This is a genomic window from Aeromonas sp. PS2Canimalfood6, from assembly GCF_048276795.1.
Taxonomy (GTDB): Bacteria; Pseudomonadota; Gammaproteobacteria; order Enterobacterales; family Aeromonadaceae; genus Aeromonas; species Aeromonas caviae.
Genome location: NZ_JBLUXC010000032.1, coordinates 1 through 17,380, shown reverse-complemented (window position 1 = coordinate 17,380; position 17,380 = coordinate 1). Strand labels below are relative to the sequence as shown.

General features: G+C 55.2%; 19 protein-coding genes. 16 read left to right on the top strand and 3 right to left on the bottom strand.

The genetic code is table 11. The annotated features are described in order from the left end of the window. The first annotated feature begins 105 nt into the window (after positions 1–105). The 6 genes from ACNPAA_RS13495 (at position 106) to ACNPAA_RS13470 (ending at position 4,783) form a co-directional block, all read left to right on the top strand. Complete coding sequence (locus tag ACNPAA_RS13495) at positions 106–663, top strand: TMEM165/GDT1 family protein (RefSeq protein WP_010675206.1); 558 nt, start codon at positions 106–108, stop codon at positions 661–663. Between the two features lie 217 nt (positions 664–880). Next, complete coding sequence (locus tag ACNPAA_RS13490; RefSeq protein ID WP_042014993.1) at positions 881–1,819, top strand: DUF2157 domain-containing protein; 939 nt, start codon at positions 881–883, stop codon at positions 1,817–1,819. After that, entirely contained in the window at positions 1,812–2,819 is a 1,008-nt protein-coding gene (locus ACNPAA_RS13485; protein ID WP_103242925.1) for a DUF4401 domain-containing protein, read from the top strand. Before ACNPAA_RS13490 ends, ACNPAA_RS13485 begins: the two co-directional genes overlap by 8 nt. Further along, the gene (locus ACNPAA_RS13480) at positions 2,816–3,310 is read left to right on the top strand and encodes a GDYXXLXY domain-containing protein (RefSeq protein ID WP_114523256.1); all 495 of its coding nucleotides are present in this window, start codon (positions 2,816–2,818) and stop codon (positions 3,308–3,310) included. Before ACNPAA_RS13485 ends, ACNPAA_RS13480 begins: the two co-directional genes overlap by 4 nt. Positions 3,311–3,501: 191 nt before the next feature. After that, on the top strand, positions 3,502–4,224 hold the full coding sequence (locus ACNPAA_RS13475) for a substrate-binding periplasmic protein (RefSeq protein ID WP_041215870.1): 723 nt from the start codon (positions 3,502–3,504) through the stop codon (positions 4,222–4,224). 280 nt (positions 4,225–4,504) lie between these two features. After that, entirely contained in the window at positions 4,505–4,783 is a 279-nt protein-coding gene (locus ACNPAA_RS13470) for a hypothetical protein (RefSeq protein ID WP_029314742.1), read from the top strand. A 102-nt stretch (positions 4,784–4,885) separates the two neighbouring features. Here ACNPAA_RS13470 and ACNPAA_RS13465 read toward each other — a convergent pair whose 3' ends face one another. Continuing rightward, on the bottom strand, positions 4,886–5,173 hold the full coding sequence (locus ACNPAA_RS13465) for a hypothetical protein (protein WP_039041204.1): 288 nt from the start codon (positions 5,171–5,173) through the stop codon (positions 4,886–4,888). Between the two features lie 85 nt (positions 5,174–5,258). After that, positions 5,259–6,317, bottom strand: a complete 1,059-nt coding sequence (locus tag ACNPAA_RS13460) for a sensor domain-containing diguanylate cyclase (RefSeq protein ID WP_279987951.1) — start codon at positions 6,315–6,317, stop codon at positions 5,259–5,261. A 1,549-nt stretch (positions 6,318–7,866) separates the two neighbouring features. On the opposite strand from ACNPAA_RS13460, the gene ACNPAA_RS13455 reads away from it, so the two are divergent. The 6 genes from ACNPAA_RS13455 to ACNPAA_RS13430 are packed head-to-tail and all read left to right on the top strand — an operon-like array spanning position 7,867 to position 12,419. Beyond that, positions 7,867–8,949, top strand: a complete 1,083-nt coding sequence (locus tag ACNPAA_RS13455) for a thymidylate synthase (RefSeq protein WP_113977399.1) — start codon at positions 7,867–7,869, stop codon at positions 8,947–8,949. Then, on the top strand, positions 8,946–9,497 hold the full coding sequence (locus ACNPAA_RS13450; RefSeq protein WP_113977397.1) for an adenylate kinase: 552 nt from the start codon (positions 8,946–8,948) through the stop codon (positions 9,495–9,497). Before ACNPAA_RS13455 ends, ACNPAA_RS13450 begins: the two co-directional genes overlap by 4 nt. Next, positions 9,481–10,509 (top strand): nucleotide kinase domain-containing protein, encoded by a 1,029-nt coding sequence (locus tag ACNPAA_RS13445; RefSeq protein ID WP_113977395.1) that lies wholly within the window; start codon positions 9,481–9,483, stop codon positions 10,507–10,509. Before ACNPAA_RS13450 ends, ACNPAA_RS13445 begins: the two co-directional genes overlap by 17 nt. Positions 10,510–10,529: 20 nt before the next feature. After that, positions 10,530–11,021: a TIR domain-containing protein gene (locus tag ACNPAA_RS13440; protein WP_113977393.1), complete on the top strand. Its 492-nt coding sequence runs from the start codon at positions 10,530–10,532 to the stop codon at positions 11,019–11,021. Continuing rightward, positions 11,015–11,680 (top strand): hypothetical protein, encoded by a 666-nt coding sequence (locus ACNPAA_RS13435; protein WP_113977391.1) that lies wholly within the window; start codon positions 11,015–11,017, stop codon positions 11,678–11,680. Before ACNPAA_RS13440 ends, ACNPAA_RS13435 begins: the two co-directional genes overlap by 7 nt. Positions 11,681–11,726: 46 nt before the next feature. Next, the gene (locus tag ACNPAA_RS13430; RefSeq protein WP_323937813.1) at positions 11,727–12,419 is read left to right on the top strand and encodes a hypothetical protein; all 693 of its coding nucleotides are present in this window, start codon (positions 11,727–11,729) and stop codon (positions 12,417–12,419) included. Between the two features lie 877 nt (positions 12,420–13,296). On the opposite strand, the gene cysS is transcribed toward ACNPAA_RS13430, so the two are convergent. Then, positions 13,297–14,673 (bottom strand): cysteine--tRNA ligase, encoded by a 1,377-nt coding sequence (gene cysS / locus ACNPAA_RS13425; protein WP_161469684.1) that lies wholly within the window; start codon positions 14,671–14,673, stop codon positions 13,297–13,299. Between the two features lie 191 nt (positions 14,674–14,864). Here cysS and ACNPAA_RS13420 point away from each other — a divergent pair, with 191 nt between their 5' ends. From ACNPAA_RS13420 to ACNPAA_RS13405, 4 genes are all read left to right on the top strand, one after another. Then, positions 14,865–15,362, top strand: a complete 498-nt coding sequence (locus ACNPAA_RS13420; protein WP_010675220.1) for a peptidylprolyl isomerase — start codon at positions 14,865–14,867, stop codon at positions 15,360–15,362. Then, positions 15,352–16,038: a DUF4269 domain-containing protein gene (locus ACNPAA_RS13415; protein WP_161469685.1), complete on the top strand. Its 687-nt coding sequence runs from the start codon at positions 15,352–15,354 to the stop codon at positions 16,036–16,038. The genes ACNPAA_RS13420 and ACNPAA_RS13415 overlap by 11 nt, the downstream gene beginning before the upstream one ends. 13 nt (positions 16,039–16,051) lie before the next feature. Further along, a complete protein-coding gene (lpxH, locus tag ACNPAA_RS13410; protein WP_161469686.1) occupies positions 16,052–16,777 on the top strand; it encodes a UDP-2,3-diacylglucosamine diphosphatase in 726 nt (241 codons plus the stop codon). A 128-nt stretch (positions 16,778–16,905) separates the two neighbouring features. After that, a complete protein-coding gene (locus ACNPAA_RS13405; protein WP_043156234.1) occupies positions 16,906–17,154 on the top strand; it encodes a GlsB/YeaQ/YmgE family stress response membrane protein in 249 nt (82 codons plus the stop codon). Positions 17,155–17,380 lie beyond the last annotated feature (226 nt).

Genomic DNA, 17,380 nt, shown 5'->3' with positions numbered 1-17,380 from the left:
CAATGCCGGATTTGACAAGACCTTTGACGGGCCAGTGCCAAAACCGGGGACGGATGGCGCAGGCTTGTCTTTGGTTTATAACAATTCCGTCCCCCGGTCATTTTTATGGAAGCCTTGTTAACCTCCACCATCAGCGTTGCCATCGCCGAGATCGGCGACAAGACACAGCTGCTGGCCCTGTTGCTCATCTGTCGTTTTCGCAAACCCTGGCCCATCATCGCCGGTATGCTGGCTGCCACCCTGCTCAACCACGCGGGTGCCGCCTGGATAGGGGAATTCATCAGTCGCTGGATGGATCCCAAGGTGATGACCTGGCTGGTCGCTGGCGCCTTCATCGCCATGGCCGCCTGGATCCTGGTGCCGGACAAGATGGACGATGAAGAGAGTTCCCTGGACAAGTACGGCCCCTTCATGGCCACCTTCGTGCTCTTCTTCATCGCCGAGATCGGTGACAAGACCCAGATAGCCACCGTGCTGCTGGCAGCCAAGTACGACTCCCTGATCCAGGTGATCACCGGCACCACCCTCGGCATGATGCTGGCCAACGTGCCCGTGGTGCTGCTCGGCAAGCTCGGGGCCGACAAGCTCCCCCTCAAGGGGATCCGCATTGCCTGCGCCATCCTCTTTGCGGGGCTTGGCATCTCCACCCTGATCTTCGCCTGACCTCCATAGAAGCCGGCGGGGGATCAGCGTGAGCACTGATCGCCACCGCCGCCCCGGACGTCCTTCAGGCCCCCTCCTCACGGCGGGGGCCTTTTTAGTGCAAAGACATGGCCCCGTGCCGCGACCAGTGTCGCAGCGCCGACGGCGCCCCTGCCCCGAGACGCGGCGCCGTGCCATAATGCCTTATCTTTCAGGCATCACGGCTTCAGGAGCCCCCATGCACCTCACCTCAAGACAGACCCTGCTCGACTGGGTCAGGCGCGGCCGCCTGCCACGGGCCTCGCTGCCTGCCGCCCTGGCCCTGTGCGATCTGCCCCCCGGCCCTGCCCGCTGGCAGTGGCTGTTCGACAGGCTGCTGCTCTGGCTCGGCTGCCTCTGCCTTGGCGCCGGCCTCGTCTTCTTCGTCGCCTTCAACTGGCAGGCCCTGGGGCGCCTCTCACGTCTCGCCCTGCTGGAGCTGCCGTTGCTCGCCATGCTCCTGGTGCTCTGGCGCAAACCCATGAGTGACACCCCGCGCCAGGCCCTGCTGCTGGCCCTGGCCCTCAACCTCGGCGCCCTGCTCGCCCTGGTGGGCCAGACCTACCAGACCGGCGCCGACCCCTGGCAGCTCTTCGCCACCTGGGCCCTGATGCTGCTGCCGCTGGCGGCCCTTGGCAGAAGCCCGCTGCTCTGGACCCTGGCCTGGCTGCTCGGTCAGCTCGCCCTGGTGCTCTACTGGCGGCTCGGTCTTCTCGATCTCTTCTTCTCCTTCAACGAGGAGGCCCTCGGCTGGTGCCTGACCCTGCTCAACGCCGCCCTCTGGGGTCTGCTCATCCTGGTGCCCGCCCGCTACGCCCTGATGCCCTCCTGGCTCGCGGGGCTGGCTGCGGGGCTCGGCATCACCCTGCTCACCCTGCTGGCCCTGTTCGATGCCGCCTCTCCCTGGGTCTGGCCTGCCTGGCTCGCCTGGCTCGGCGCCGCCTACCTGCGCTGGCACCACAGGTTCATCGCCGGGCTCGCCATGGGGTGCCTGAGCCTCATCGCCGTGATCCTCGCGGCCCTTGGCAAGTGGATGGAGCCGGACATGAACGGCTTTTTGCTGCTGGCCCTCATCGCCATCGGCCTGTCGGTGATGGCCAGCCGCTGGCTGCAACAACAACGGAGGCAGCATGTCTGATCTCACCCCCTGGGAGCGCCTGCGTGCTGCCCAACTTGTGGAAGGGGATGCCCCCCGGGATGAACAGCCCCATTGGTCGGGCCGTTTTCTGCTCGGCATGGTGGGCTGGATAGCCGCCCTCTTCCTGCTCTTCTTCCTCTTCATGGCCTTCGAGCAGCTGACCCGCGACCCCAACAACGCCCTCACCATGGGGATGGTGCTGATGGCCGCCGCCCTCGGTCTCAACCGCATGGCGACCCGCAGCGATCTCTGGGATCAGTTCGTGCTGGCGCTGGCGCTGGCGGCAGATGCCTGGCTGCTCTACGGCCTGCTGGACAGGTTGGATCTGAACGTCGCGTGGCTCTGGTTCGGTCTGACCGCCTTCTCCCTCGGGGTGGCCGCCCTGTTCGAGCACTGGCTGATCAGGCTGTTCCACAGCTTCGCCGCCGCCATCCTGCTCACCCTCGCCCTCGCCTGCCTCGGCCTGCACCTGCTGGCCCTGCCGCTGGTGATGGGCGCCGTCGCCCTGTGCTGGCTGCAGGCGGAGCGCGATCCCGCCCGCCATCTGCTCTATGAATCCCTCACCCTGGGGCTGGCACTCTCCCTGCTGGTGCTGGGACGGCTGCACCACCCCCTGTGGGAGGGAGGCACCAGCGTGCTCAATGAGCTCGGCAGCTCCCGCCTGCCCCTCTGGCTCAATCCCCTGCTCTGCGCCGCCCTGCTGCTCGCGGTCATGGTTCGCCTCAGGCTGCCGCTGCGCTACGGGCTGCCGCTGGTGGTGATCAGCGCCATCATTCCCGGCATGGGGGCTGGCGCCCTGGTGCTGGTGCTCGGCTTCTACGCCGGCAGCCTGGCTCTGATGACCCTGGCAGGCCTGCTGCTGCTCGGCTTTGGCTCCCTCTATTACTACGATCTGGGGCTGACCCTGATGACCAAGTCCTGGCTGCTGCTCGCCTCGGGGGCCCTGCTGCTCGGTACCCGTCAGTGGCTCAAGCACCTTCACCACAGGAGCCCCTCATGAGACGCCTCGCCTTTTTGCTGACCGGTCTTGCCCTGCTCGCCGGCATCAACGCCACCGTCTGGCGCTTCGAGCACGCCATGAGCCAGGGGGATGTGGTGCTGATCGAGCTGGCACCGGTCGACCCCCGCTCCCTGATGCAGGGGGACTACATGCGCCTGAACTACGCCCTCGCCCGCCAGCTGGCGGTGCGCCAGGCCGCCGCCGGCCCCCACACCCTGGTCGTTCGCCTGGATGAACATCAGGTGGTGCACTGGGTGGAAGGGGGCAAGCCCGAGGCCCCGGGCCCGGGGGAGCGCCTGCTCAAGGTGCGCCAGCGCGACGGCCAGTGGTTTATCGGGCCTGACGCCTTCTTCTTCGAAGAGGGCACGGGAGATCAGTATGAGTCGGCCCGCTACGGCGAGTTTCGTCTGCAGGAGGATGGCAGCACCCTGCTGGTGGGGCTGAGGGACGAAGCGTTCACCCCCCTGGGTCACACCCGCCCGGCCTGGTAAAAAGGGGGCGCCGACCCGGTTGAGAGTGGCGAAATGATGACAACCCCCGACGGATAACGTCTGCGCCGGGTGGCGAAACGCCGTGACTTGGCAACACTTGAAACTGGGCACTCGGCAGCAGGACGGTCAGGATGAACATAGACATTGCAGTCCCCCTTCGCAGACTGGTCGCCTGCGCCGCCCTCGCGGCCATGGTCTGGGGCACTCCCGCGACCCAGGCCAGCCCGGCGCTCGCCAGCCTGCACTACCTCACCGAAGAGTACAAACCCTACAACTTCACCGGGGAGGATGGCGCCCCGACCGGCTTTGCCATCGACCTGCTGCACCTGGTGTGGCAAAAGACCGGCACCCCTGTCCAGCCCGTCAGCATCCTGCCCTGGGCCAGGGGTTACTACCTGCTGACCCAGAAACCCAATGTGGTGCTCTTCTCCACCGCCCGCACCGAGGCGCGCAATCCCCTGTTCAAGTGGGCCTGCCCCATCGGCTATGCCGAGATAGTGCTGATGGGGCTCGCCAGTCGCCCCCTGACCTTGACCCGCCTGGAAGATGCCCAGCGCTACACCATAGGCGCCGTGCGATCCGACGTGGGGGAGCAACTGCTGCTCAACGCAGGCTTCGACGAGCAGAAGATCATGACCGCCAACCGCCTCTCCCAGGCCCTGCGCATGCTCACCTCGGGCCGGGTCGATCTGGTCTCCAGCAACAAGTCCACCCTGCTGGATCTCATCAAGACCCAGCAGCTGGATCCTGCCCAGTTCGAGGTGCGCTGGATGTTGAGCTCCGAGCAGTACTGTTTCGCCTTCAGCCACCCGGTGGACGATGCCCTGGTCAGGGAGTTCCAGCTCGGCCTGACCCAGGTGCTGGCCAGCAGCGACTTCCAGCAGCTCCAGCACAAATACTTCCCCTCCCCCTGACCCCTTCCCCCGCCGGGGCCGCCAAGGCCCCGGCCCGCCTTTGAGCCAGCGCACGAAACCCGTTTAATGTTCGCCACTTGCAACGACAAGGGGTGACGCAGACCGCCTCGGGTCCGTAATATAGGGCGCAGGAGCCTGTTGGCCCCTTTTTCACGGCAAGGGGCAGGGCGCACGGTGGCAGCGACAGTCAGGGGCGGCAGCGTGCCCGCTGGCCGCCTTCATCGGGCAGCGCCGCGCTCACGCCCTTCCCCGCCATCTCTCCGATCTCTTGGGAACACACATGCACAACACAGCGAAATGGTTGATGAGTCTCTCGGTCTGCGCCCTTCTGATGGCCTGCGGCGGTGACAAGACCACCGGCAAGGCCTGTCTCGGGTCAAACAACGACACCCTGGTGGAGGGGATGCAGGACAAATGCAAGGCGGGGGACATTGTCGCCACCAAGCACCCGGCCTATTTCTGCGATTTCAACTACGCGGTCACCTTCAACAGCTACAACTCCGCGATTTGCGTCTACTCCGGCGGTCTGAAACCGGAGAGAACCACGGAAAAATCATAACTGGCGACCCATTTGCCCCGTCTGACACGAAGAGGGCGGCAGGATATGTGGTCAATGCCCGGGCGGCGGTGCCGCCCAGGCCATCCGGGGGCGGCTTCGCCCCTATTTCACCCGCATCAGACGGTGATGCTGCCCGGCGCACTCGAGCTGGAGCACCTGGGATCGGGCCATGGCTTCCACCCTGGCCAGCATCTCGGCGCTGTAGCCCTTGCGGCGCATCCATTGCAAGGGCTCCTCAAAGCCCCCTTCGTTGACCACGAAGGTATCTGTGTAGGACTCCTTGACGATGCTGACCACCCAGATGCGCTGCTGAAACTCGCAGAGTCCGGCCACCAGGGTGGCCGCCCGCCCGGCCAGGGCGCGCACACGGCGGGCAAGAAGATGAACCATGGTATGGGCTCCGAACTGATAAAGGGAAAACAGACTGGCACCCGGGTGGACGCGCCCCCCTGTGCCCTCTCAACCCGCCCCGCTCCTATCGCGGGGCAGACACCTGACTGGAAGGGGGCGGGTTACCGCCCTCCCCTGCGGCCCGGCGCTCGCGCTTGACCGCATACATGCTCGCATCGGCCCGGTTCAGCGCCTCCTCGACGCTGACCTCGGCCGGCATCACGGCCACCGCCCCCACGCTGGCACCGGGATAATGGATCACCTTGTCCCCCACCGGCAGTGACAGCACGCTGTGCTCGAACAGGCGCTGGCGAAACGCCGCCACCGCTACGTCCAGCGTGTCGGCGTCCGGGAAAGGCCCCATGCCCACGGCCACGAACTCGTCCCCCCCAAAGCGGGCCAGCAGATCGCCGCCGCGCAGGGTCTCGCTCAGTTGCCGCGCCATGGCGGTGAGCAGCCTGTCCCCCGCCTCGTGGCCATGCTCGTCGTTGATGGCCTTGAAGCCATCGAGATCCACAAAGGCGATGAGCACCGGATGCCCCGCCCGCTCCGACAGGGAGAACAAGCGGGTGAGCTCCAGCATCAGGGCGCGGCGGTTGGGGAGCCCGGTGAGGGGGTCGGAGAGGGCCAGGCGCGAGAGCTCGTCGTTGGCCTGCTGCAATTGCCGCAGCAGTTGCTCCCGCTCCACCTGTTCGGCAATCAGGTGCGCGAAGAAGGCGATGAGCTGCTGCGCCCCCGCCACCGCGGGCTTTTGTTCGGTACTGGCGCCGCACAGGGTGCCATAGAGGGAGCCGGTCGAGGTGCGCACCGGGCTGCTCAGATAGGAGCGAATGCCGAGCTCGCTGGCCGCCTGGGAGTCCCCCCACTGGGCGGCGACGTCGTCGGTGTAGCCAATCTCATCGTCGATGGCACGGCGACACAGGGTATCGCTCCACTCCACCGTCATCCCCTCGGGGATCTGCAGCCCGGCCGCATTGCGGGCAAACAGAACATGCTGGCTGCTTTGCCCGAGGTCAATCTCGGTGAGATAGGTCGACTCCAGCCCGGTCACAGACTCCAGCATCTCCAGCAAAGGGCGGGTCAGGCTCTCCAGATCCCGCGCGTTTATCATCTGCTCCGAGAGCGCCAGCAAAATTTTATCCATGCCTACCTCCACTACTGCGTGCATCTGATGGGCGACTACCTTAGCCAACTCGGGGCGGGCCCGACAAGCGGCAGACCGCGATTGACCGGGGGAAAGATCGATTTGTTCACATTTTGGCATAACCGGCCCCCAAGCGGCGTCGCCATGCGGAACACAGGGACACAACCCTGCCCTCGCCCCTGGGTGCCGGCTCGATTCCCGCCGCGTATTCGCCCACGGTAATCATCCCCTCGCCCCTTGAGGGGAAAGGGTCAGAGGTCACTCACCGTCATTGGGCATGGCTACGCCGTAGGGTCGGTAGGGTCGGTAGGGTCGGTAGGGTCGGTAGGGTCGGTAGGGTCGATTAGCGAAGCGTAATCGTCCGCGGTAACCATCCCCTCTCCCCTTGGGGGAGAAGGTCAGGGTGAGGGGTCGGTAACGTCATTGCCTGGCGAATGCCGCCCCACGCCTCAATAGCACGGCTTCGCCGTGCAGGACACGAGGGCGCGGCCCTCGACGGGGTTTCGGCTTTGTCCCCTCTCCCCTTGGGGGAGAGGGCTAGGGTGAGGGATGGGTAACGGCATTGCCTGGCGAATGCCGCCCCACGCCTCAATGGCACGGCTTCGCTGCGCAGGACACGAGGACTCTGTCCTCGACGGGGTTTCGCCCGCCAGCCTCAGCGACTTCGGTTTGATCCCCTCTTCCCTTGGGGGAGAGGGTTAGGGTGAGGGGTCGGTAACGTCATTGCCTGGTGCAATGTCGTCCCACGCCTCAATGGCACGGCTTCGCCGCGCAGGACACGAGGACTCCGTCCTCGATGGGGTTTCGCCCGCCAGCCTCAGCGACTTCGGTTTGATCCCCTCTCCCCTTGGGGGAGAGGGTCAGGGTGAGGGGTGGGTAACGGCATTGCCTGGCGAATGCTGCCCCACGTGTGAATGGCACGGCTTCGCCGCGCAGGACACGAGGACTCCGTCCTCGACGGGGTTTCGCCGCCGCTGCGCGGCTTGGCGAGTGACTTTTCTTTGCGTGGCCAAAGAAAAGTCACCAAAAGAAAGGCCACCCCCACTTGTTCGCCCTCCTGCGTCGGGTTCCCTCGGTTCAGGCAAAAGGTCTGGCGGAACGACGCAGACGGTACATCCCTGTACCGCCTGCTTCTGCGCCGTCGTCCATGACGGCGCTCCTGACCTTCTGCTCTCACCTCGGCGAACAACAGGGGCAACTTCCAACACGCAGCCCCGAGGTTGGTTAACAGCATCCGGTGTATTCGAGGCTGTGATCGGGAGAGACGTTATCTCTGATCCGGCCCTTCGCCCACCTCGTGGCGAGATCAGATTGTCTCACCTATGCAGCATGTATCATCAATATGTTCCATAGGTGAAAAAAATCATGGTGAGTACAACAGTAAGCAGTACATATCCTTATCGGGAAATGGCTTTATATTGAAGGCCCGATAATAAATGCTACTTAGTAATCACGACTTCATCTCTCGAACGTCCGATTACACGATTTCAAATAGAGAATAAAACATTTAACCTACGCCCAATTTATATTTATCAAACGAGGCAATATTATGCATGTCGTTTATGGAAGCAATATTAATAGCGTTATAGTAAATGCCATAGAGAAGATATTTTTAGATGGAGTAAACACTTCATCAAGGAACGGGAAAACATTAACACTATATGATGTAAGCATCATATTAAATGACCCCAGGTCAAGACACCTAAGCTTATTAGGAAGAAAAAATAATATTTTTGCCACTTTTGCAGAAACTCTTTGGGTATTGGCAGGAATGAACAAAATCGCCCCTTATTTATCGTTTTTTGTACCTAGGGCGATAGAATATTCAGATGATGGTATTACCTGGCGTGCTGCTTACGGTGAAAGGCTCTATGCATATGGGCAGATAGACAATGTAATTAAACAATTTAAAAGTGAAGGTATATACACAAGAAGAGCTGTAATAAGTCTTTACATGCCAAATAGGGACACAAGTGAAAGCCTACTTGGTGTGAATTTGGAAAATAGCCTAGACATCCCTTGCAACAACCTAATCCATTTTTTTGTCACGCCAGACAAAAAACTAAATATCAAGGTAACTCAACGAAGTGGAGATTTAATTTTTGGGGTAAGCCATATCAATATTTTTGAATTCAGTCTTTTGCAAGAATTAGTCCTTTATATTTTACAAAAAGAGGTTGATAGTCAATTAAGTTTAGGTTATTTGCATCAATCAATTACAAACTTGCACATCTATGAAGATAAAATAAAGCAGGCCCAAGACATACTTTCCAACAAAGACAAGCAAAATCTAGACATTAAAAACCACGACAGTATTTATTTTGCTAGCTCTCTACAGAAAACTAAAAAATTATTAAATGACATAGTCTTATTCATTGAAAATAAGATAACAATGAATATTTCCGATCTGCCGCCAATAGATCTCTCTAGAATTGAAATGCAAGCTATATTTACACATTACGATGTAGACTATAAGGGTAATCTTCTTTGGGGATATTGTGATGCCACACTCGCATATGTTTACCAAAAAATACTCATGCAACCAATTACTTTACATTCAAGATTAAGCCAAGACTTTATATTATCTGTCACTAAAAACAATTTCAATCAACATATAAAGGTCGCACCATGAGAATTGCTTTTATGGGAGTCTCTGGCAGTGGAAAAGATTATCTTGCCAATTATTTAATAAACAACTATGAATTTATTCGCCTCTCATTCAGTGATCAGTTAAAAAAGCTTGCTCATCACATATATCCTTGGCTAGAAAAAGACTATCAACCAGAGGAAAAATCATTACCTTTAAATATAGTTTTATCTACTGGAGAGAAAATAACATGTTCACCAAGAGACATCTGGCTCAATCTCAACTCCTTAAGAAAAATAGAGGAGCAAATATTCATCAGAATGCTCACTGAAGAAATAAAATCCATCGATAACACCAAGAACATTATAATAACAGATGTACGTTCAACCAATGAGCTATTATGGTGTAAGAATAACAAATTCACTATTATCTATATAGAGAGAGAACATAATAACTACGAGAATTATGACATTGATAAATATGTAGTGGAAAACAAATCAAAATCCGACTACGTGTTTAACAATGCCACTTTAGGTACAAACGCGTTTAGATATTTCTTTAAAGAGGCTTTCATCTGTGGATTACAAAAATGACATATTATATTGTAACGTTAGCAAGCAGAAAATAAAGTCTGCCAAACCAATACTAAATGACCTAGTAATAAAGGAGTGGTTTTATCATCAACGGGAAAGAACATCTATTTATTATAAAAAAAGCATTCTAGAACTCCCTCCCTTTTGGACTACTGATGAAATATTAAGAAAATATAAGTTTGTAAATACCAAGAGAACATGGGATAGAGAAACAAAATGGTTAATCGCTAATGTTATTAACAACGCATCTTTGAGCTATGAAAACAAAATATTAAACATATTTTTATTTCGAGTCATAAACAAAAGCGATACGCTACGCTCACTTGGCGCACCATTTAACTTCTCTAATATGAATTTATATTATATCGATGAAGAAGTAAGAAAAAGACTATCAGAAATAGCATCCAACGACCCAAAATATGTATTTTTTAGCGCAGCATATATACTTGGCGGACCAAAAGTAAGCTTTGGTACCTTTCTAGAGAAGCGAGAAGGTAAAATAGAGAACAACATGGTCATAAGAATGATCAAGTTTGTTTTCTACAATCAAGATTCAATTGTGAAAGGAGTCACTAATGCAACAACGCAAGACATCGTATATAGCAATCTAAAATCATTCCATGGCATAGGTAAATTTTTAGCCTACCAGATTTTTATCGATCTAACGTACCTGAATGAATTTCCATTTACAGAACATAACTTTGTTATTTCAGGCCCAGGATGCGAGAGAGGAATTAACTGGATTTTTGAAAATAGAGATGGCATGAGCAGCGAAGAATGCTTGTTTTGGTTTACAGAAAATCAGCACATGATCGCTGAAATATATAATGAAAGTTGGGATATGGATGAAATATTTCACTTTCTACCACAAGCACAACGACGCTACACATTAATGGATATGGAAAATAGCGGAGCATGTGAGATTGATAAAAGGTGCAGGACCAAATTTAACAACAAGAGACCAAAGCAAACGTATAATTATAAAATCAAAAGTAACTTCGAACTTTTTTAATTATATTAGTGAGGATTAAAATGGTTAATACTGTTCAACGAAACGTATTTATTAGTCATCATCACAAGGATGATGCAAGTGTTGACGGGATTACTCGCTTAGCATCATCTAAAGGCTATCAATTTAGGAACAGCTCAATAAGAGTAAAACCAGAGAACCAAGCGCGCATAGACCAAAAGAAAATCAGTGACAGAACTATTGAACGTCTTCTTAGAATGAAAATGAGATGGGCAAGTCAAGTTATCGTTGTTATAGGCAAGGAAACACATGCAAGGCCGTGGGTTAATTGGGAAATAAAAGTAGCTCATCAGCTTGGAAAGCCAATTATTGGCGTTTATGAGAATGGTTTAAAAGACGATGTTGAACTGCCTGACAATCTAAAAAAATATGCAACATCTATTGTTGGATGGAGAGCTGAGTCGATCATAGAGGCGCTTGATGGCAATAGCCAATTTCAACATGCTGATGGTCGAGAGAGAGAAAAAATTAATGGGGGAAATATCATATGCTGATATCTCCAAACTCATTTTTGTACGCTTATGCAATCACTAGAGACTTTGGGTTTGCACCTAATCCATTTCATGGAGTTTGTACTTTAGCAACATGCAAGCCACGAATAAGAAAATCGGCAAATGTAGATGATTGGATTTTAGGAATTGGAGGGGCGCAGTTACGCAAAGCCAATAAAAAATGCATTTTATTAATGAAAGTAACAGAAAAAATAGATTTTAATGATTATTGGTTGGACTCACGATTTTCTCTAAAAAAACCTTCTAGAAATGGCAGTCACGTGCAAATGTTGGGAGATAATATATATCATCAAGATATAGACGAAACATGGATACAAGAAGATTCACATCATAGTAACCCTGATGGCAGTTATAATATGACAAACTTAGAGAGAGATACTAAATCTACGTTTGTCCTAATCTCAAATCACTTCTATTATTTTGGTAATTCAGCAATTGATATTGACTTACAATCAATTAGATACAATAAAATAAGAGACTACAAAAAAATAGATCTAGCCCAATCAAATGAAGCAAGGGATATAATAGAAAGTATACACCGCAATAATAAATCAAAATTAAATATGATTATTTCAGATCCCTGTCAATTTTCTGATTTTTATAAAAGGGTAGACCAAAAATCTGGTTTAATATCAAAATAAACCGATTTACAAGAATGATGCGATAGTAAATAAGGATAGTTACATCATGTCTAGTTTAATTCCAGCAGCACAAGATACGACAACTCAACCAATAGAATTAAATATTATTTCAATAAGTTTAGATGGATTTAATTCAGCACTAAAAATAAATATTCCAGTACCATTATCGATAATAATTTTTCTAGTTTTATTGATTCTATTGTTCAAGAAAATACAACCAGCATTAAAAAACTACAAGACCGATGAGATCACAATCAAGGAACCATTCACAGGAACTCAAATAAAAATCAAGCCTAGTATAGAGGATAAAAAAATTGCACATAAGATATGGACTGAGTTAGTAACAAGAAAAGCAGCCTTACCTTTTCAACGAGATAAGGATGTGATCGTTGAAGTATACGATAGCTGGCATACATTATTTCAATGTATCAGAGAACAAATAGCGGCACTTCCTGTAGAAAAACTATCAGGCAAAAAAAAAGAAGATACTGAAAACCTTATTGATATATCTATGATGGTTCTAAATGATGGTTTAAGACCACACCTAACAGAATGGCAAGCCAAATACCGTTCTTGGTATAAAGTAGAGAAGGAAAAAGAATGTAATAAATCAATCTCACCTCAAGATATTCAAAGGACTTACGTTTATTATGAACAACTAGTAAGTGATATAGAAAATGTAAATAGGAAACTTCAATTTTTTGCCAATGAGTTGAAAACGTTTGTCAGAAGTAACTAAAAGTAACTTAAAAACATATACTTAATGTTCACCATGTATCGACAAAACCATTTTAAAATAGTAGTAAATAATAAGACTGTTCTTCAGCTTATTCTTCATCAGTTAAGTATCAACCCTGATATATTCCATGTTATAGATAATTGCGCAGACATCTTTTATATAAAACACCTAGACAAGGATATTAATTCTAGACACTTAGAAAAAGTCCCCTTTACAATGCATACTACAAAAAACTGCAGCCTTGAGCTGCGGTTTTTATTTCTATTCCCTAAACACTTTCTCACTCAAACCAAAACGCAATTTACCAATCCCCTTGCACTGCTCTCCCCTTTCAGCGGAAAAGGCGGTCAGCATGAACACTAAAGCCACGGGCGGGCACGGTATTGGTTCCCCCTGCAAACCGCCGAGTCGAGTTCAACGGGTCAGGAGCGCCATCAGGGATGATGGCGCAGCCACAGTCGGCACAGGGATGTGCCGTCTGCGGCGCTCCGTCCGACCCGTTGAACGAGACGAGGGAACCCGCGAAGCGGGCGGTTTGCCGGGGGAGAAGACTTTTGGTGACTTTGGGTCTTTCCAAAGTCACTCGCCCCAGCCCGAAGGGCGGGCGAAACCCTGTCGAGGGCAGTGCCCTCGCGTCCTGCATGGCGGAGCCATGCCATTAAGGCGTTAGATGGCATTCAGCAGAGGAATGACATTAGCTCCCCTCACCCTGGCCCTCTCCCCCAAGGGGAGAGGGGATCAGAGCGCAGAGCACCGGGGCAAAAGCAGAGCCCGAGGCTCAAGAGGTGTCGAAGGAAAAGCCACAAACAAAAACCGCAGCCCTAGGGCTGCGGTTTTTTATTTGCTTAACCGGTTGGCGCGAGCAGCGCCACCGGCCTTAGGCTCGGCGCCAGCTGGTCTTGCCGGCGCTGTCTTCCAGCACGATGCCCATCTCGGTGAGGCGGTTACGGGCGGCATCCGCCGCGGCCCAGTTCTTGTCGGCGCGGGCCTGATTGCGCTCGGCGATCAGGCGCTCGATTTCGGCGACCTCTTCGTCCGCTTCGTCACCCTTGAGGAAAGCCTCGGGGTCTTGTTGCAGGATGCCGAGCACGGCGCCCAGTTCGCGCAGGCGGGCACCGAGGCCAGCGGCGACAGCGATGTCTTCGGCTTTCTGGCGGTTGATCTCGCGCACCAGGTCGAACAGGGCGGAGTAGGCTTCCGGGGTGTTGAAGTCGTCGTCCATGGCATCAACGAAGCGAGCCACCTGCTCGTCACCACCGGCAGCGGCCGCCGCCGGCAGATCGCGCAGGGCGGTGTACATGCGCTCCAGGGCGGCGCGGGCTTGCTTCAGGTTGTCTTCCGAGTAGTTGAGCTGGCTGCGGTAGTGACCGGACATCAGGAAGTAACGGACGGTTTCGGCGTCGTAGTGGGCCAGCACATCACGGATGGTGAAGAAATTGCCAAGGGATTTGGACATCTTCTCTTTATCCACCATCACCATGCCGCTGTGCATCCAGGTGTTGACGTAGTCGCCGCCGTGGGCGCAGCAGGACTGGGCAATCTCGTTCTCGTGGTGGGGGAACTGCAGATCGGAGCCGCCGCCGTGGATGTCGAAGTGGTTGCCAAGGTGCTTGGAGTTCATGGCGGAGCACTCGATGTGCCAGCCAGGACGGCCCGGGCCCCAAGGGCTCTCCCAGGTCGGTTCGCCGGGCTTGGACATCTTCCACAGCACGAAGTCGAGCGGGTTGCGCTTGGCATCCACCACGTCGACACGGGCGCCGGCCTGCAACTGCTCCAGATCCTGGCCCGAGAGCTTGCCGTAGTCGGCGTAGGAGTCGACGATGAACATCACATCGCCGTTGTCCGCCACGTAGGCGTGCCCTTTTTCCAGCAGGGTTTCAACCAGGGCGATGATCTCGCCGATGTGCTGGGTGGCGCGGGGTTCGATGTCCGGACGCACCATGCCGAGGGCGTCGAAATCCTGGTGCATGTCGCCGATGAGGCGCTCGGTGAGAGCGTCACAGGTCACGTGCGTTTCGGCGGCGCGCTTGATGATCTTGTCGTCCACGTCGGTGACGTTGCGCACATAGGTGAGGTCGTATCCTGCATAACGCAGGTAGCGAGCGACGACGTCGAAGGCGACGAAGGTACGGCCATGGCCGATATGACAGTGATCATAGATAGTGACGCCACACACATACATGCCCACCTTGCCCGGGTGGATAGGTTTGAATTCTTCTTTTTGACGAGTGAGTGTGTTGTATATCTTCAGCATCTTATGACCACTGCCTGTGAGTAAAATGGCCTGCCATTCTAACCGCATCCGGTATAGAAAACGAGGCAGAAAAAGCCCCCTCTCCCCCCTGCCATCTATGCCGCAGGGCCTTGATGGGCTAGAATTGCCACCACTTTATGCCATACACCTGCGGGCACCTTGCTGCCCGCGTCAAAATGAAAGGACAACTCATGGTTACTCTGCACACCAACCACGGCGACATCACCCTGACCCTGAACGCGGAAAAAGCCCCGGAGACCGTGGCCAACTTCCTGCAATACTGCCGTGACGGTCACTACGACAACACCATCTTCCACCGCGTCATCGACGGCTTCATGATCCAGGGCGGCGGCTATGCCCCGGGCTTCGAAGAGAAAGAGACCCGCGCTCCCATCAAGAACGAGGCGGCCAACGGTCTGTCCAACAAGGTCGGCACCATCGCCATGGCCCGCACCATGGAGCCGCACTCCGCCAGCGCCCAGTTCTTCATCAACGTGAACAACAACGACTTCCTGGACTTCAAGTCCGCCACCACCCAGGGCTTCGGCTACTGCGTGTTCGGTGAAGTGACCGCCGGGATGGACGTGGTCAACAAGATCAAGGGCGTGAAGACCGGCAACTACGGCCGCATGCACCAGGACGTTCCGACCGAAGACGTCGTCATCACCAAGGTGACCCTTGCCGAGTAATCCCTGCCGGCCAGGCTCTGATACCACTGCGGCCCCGGCCGCAGTTTTTCCATCTGCCGCCCCCAACTGGCGCCGCCTCGACTATCTGGCCCAGGGCAACGAGCGTCAGCGCTCGGCCCACGCCCTGCTGAGCGGCGGCCTGTGGAATGAACTTGGCCCCCTGTGCAACGATCTGGCCCTGGTGAGCACGATCGCCATCGGGCTGGATAGGCCCGGCAGCGATCTCGACATCCTCTGCCAGCATCCGGACCCGGCCTTCCTTGCCGCGACACTGGCAGCACAAGGCTGGCAGGTGCGAAGCAAGGGCGAGCAGGTCTGGATCGCCGAGCAGCAACGCCACGGGCCAGATGGCCAGTGCTGGCCAGTCGAGCTCTACCTCACCCCTGCTCCCCTCGAGGCGTGTCATGGCTGGCGCCACCTCAGCCTGATGGCCTCCCTGCTTGAGCGCTTTGGCGCCCCCTTCCACCGGGAGGTGCTGCGCCTGCGCGTTGATGAAGGGCTCAAGGGGGAAGCGGCCATGTGCCGCCTGCTGGGTCTGTCCGGCGACCCTTACGAGGCGTTGCTGACCCTGGAGGGCGTCAACCTTGCGGGGCTCTGCTGCCCTTCCCTCCCCCACCCGCTCGACGTGCAAGGTCACAGGCCTTGTCCGCACCCAGGCGGGACTCTCTTACCATGATGCCCAGGAACTCATGAGCACCCTCTTTATCAGTGACATTCACCTCAGCCAAGGCAGGCCCGACATGACGGCGGCCCTGGTGCGCTTTCTGGCCGAAGACGCGCCCGGTGCCGACGCCCTCTATGTGCTGGGGGATCTGTTCGAATTCTGGATTGGGGACGACGACCCCAACCCGCTCCACCGCGAGGTGGCCGATGCCTTTCTCGCCCTGAGCCAGCAGGGGGTGCCCCTCTATTTCATTCACGGCAACCGCGACTTCCTCTTGGGGCGCCAGTTTGCCAAACGGGCCGGCATGACCCTGCTTGGCGACCCCTGTGTCATCGAGCTGTACGGCGAGCGGGTGCTGCTGAGCCACGGGGATCTGCTCTGCACCCGGGACGAGGGCTACCAGAAGTTTCGCCGCATCACACAACAGAAGTGGCTGCGCTGGCTCTTCCTGCGCCTACCGCTCTCGCGCCGCCAGGCCATCGCCCACAAAATGCGCGGCCAGAGCCAGATGGAGAATGCCCAGAAGAGCCAGATCATCATGGACGTGACTCCGGAGGCGGTAGACGAGATGCTGCGCCAGCACGGCTGCCGCCTGATGATCCACGGCCACACTCACAGGCCCGCCATCCACGACTTCACCCTGGATGGGCGTACGGCGCGGCGCATCGTGCTGGGGGACTGGTTCGAGCAGGGGTCGGTGCTGGTGTGCTCCCCCGCCGGGCAGCGCCTCGACACCCGCGCGCTCGGCTGAGGCCCTCTGCCTGCCATGGTCAGGAGCGAGTCTCATATGACCGTTTCTGACTCACGCCGTGCTGTGGCGGGATACAAGCAGGATCCCTGCATATACTCTGGTTCTCTGCACATAACGAGGAGATGACCATGGGATTTCTTACTTGGGTGGTACTGGGGCTGATCGTCGGCATCCTGGCCAAATGGATCATGCCGGGCAAGGATGGAGGCGGTTTCTTCATGACGGTGATCCTGGGGGTGGTCGGTGCCATGGTGGGGGGCTATGTCAGCACCCTGTTCGGGATGGGAACGGTCACCGGCTTCAACCTGCCGAGCATCATCATCGCCACCGTTGGCGCCCTGATCGTGCTGTTTGTCTACAACAAGCTGCGCAGCTGAGACGCAGCCACACATCGATGCGAGGGCGCCAATGGCGCCCTCGCTGTTTTCTGCCCCGCTGGCGCCAGCTTGCCGCGACCACCCGATCTCATCCCCGTGCCTTAGCCGTCATTCCGCACCTGATTTTGCTATTTTCAGTGCTTGACGGCGATCGGCCGTTCTGATCTATTACTCTCTTTTGCAGGTAGATCATCATGGCCGCACCCGCTATCTCGATCCGTAACCT

Coding starts and splice junctions, on each gene's coding strand:
- ACNPAA_RS13440 (WP_113977393.1), top strand. CDS start 10,530: ATGGTTAATACTGTTCAACGAAACGTATTTATTAGTCATCATCACAAG.
- ACNPAA_RS13450 (WP_113977397.1), top strand. CDS start 8,946: ATGAGAATTGCTTTTATGGGAGTCTCTGGCAGTGGAAAAGATTATCTT.
- ACNPAA_RS13490 (WP_042014993.1), top strand. CDS start 881: ATGCACCTCACCTCAAGACAGACCCTGCTCGACTGGGTCAGGCGCGGC.
- ACNPAA_RS13475 (WP_041215870.1), top strand. CDS start 3,502: ATGGTCTGGGGCACTCCCGCGACCCAGGCCAGCCCGGCGCTCGCCAGC.
- ACNPAA_RS13430 (WP_323937813.1), top strand. CDS start 11,727: ATGTCTAGTTTAATTCCAGCAGCACAAGATACGACAACTCAACCAATA.
- ACNPAA_RS13465 (WP_039041204.1), bottom strand. CDS start 5,173: ATGGTTCATCTTCTTGCCCGCCGTGTGCGCGCCCTGGCCGGGCGGGCG.
- ACNPAA_RS13405 (WP_043156234.1), top strand. CDS start 16,906: ATGGGATTTCTTACTTGGGTGGTACTGGGGCTGATCGTCGGCATCCTG.
- cysS (WP_161469684.1), bottom strand. CDS start 14,673: ATGCTGAAGATATACAACACACTCACTCGTCAAAAAGAAGAATTCAAA.
- ACNPAA_RS13470 (WP_029314742.1), top strand. CDS start 4,505: ATGCACAACACAGCGAAATGGTTGATGAGTCTCTCGGTCTGCGCCCTT.
- ACNPAA_RS13435 (WP_113977391.1), top strand. CDS start 11,015: ATGCTGATATCTCCAAACTCATTTTTGTACGCTTATGCAATCACTAGA.
- ACNPAA_RS13460 (WP_279987951.1), bottom strand. CDS start 6,317: ATGGATAAAATTTTGCTGGCGCTCTCGGAGCAGATGATAAACGCGCGG.
- ACNPAA_RS13480 (WP_114523256.1), top strand. CDS start 2,816: ATGAGACGCCTCGCCTTTTTGCTGACCGGTCTTGCCCTGCTCGCCGGC.
- ACNPAA_RS13420 (WP_010675220.1), top strand. CDS start 14,865: ATGGTTACTCTGCACACCAACCACGGCGACATCACCCTGACCCTGAAC.
- ACNPAA_RS13485 (WP_103242925.1), top strand. CDS start 1,812: ATGTCTGATCTCACCCCCTGGGAGCGCCTGCGTGCTGCCCAACTTGTG.
- lpxH (WP_161469686.1), top strand. CDS start 16,052: ATGAGCACCCTCTTTATCAGTGACATTCACCTCAGCCAAGGCAGGCCC.
- ACNPAA_RS13495 (WP_010675206.1), top strand. CDS start 106: ATGGAAGCCTTGTTAACCTCCACCATCAGCGTTGCCATCGCCGAGATC.
- ACNPAA_RS13455 (WP_113977399.1), top strand. CDS start 7,867: ATGCATGTCGTTTATGGAAGCAATATTAATAGCGTTATAGTAAATGCC.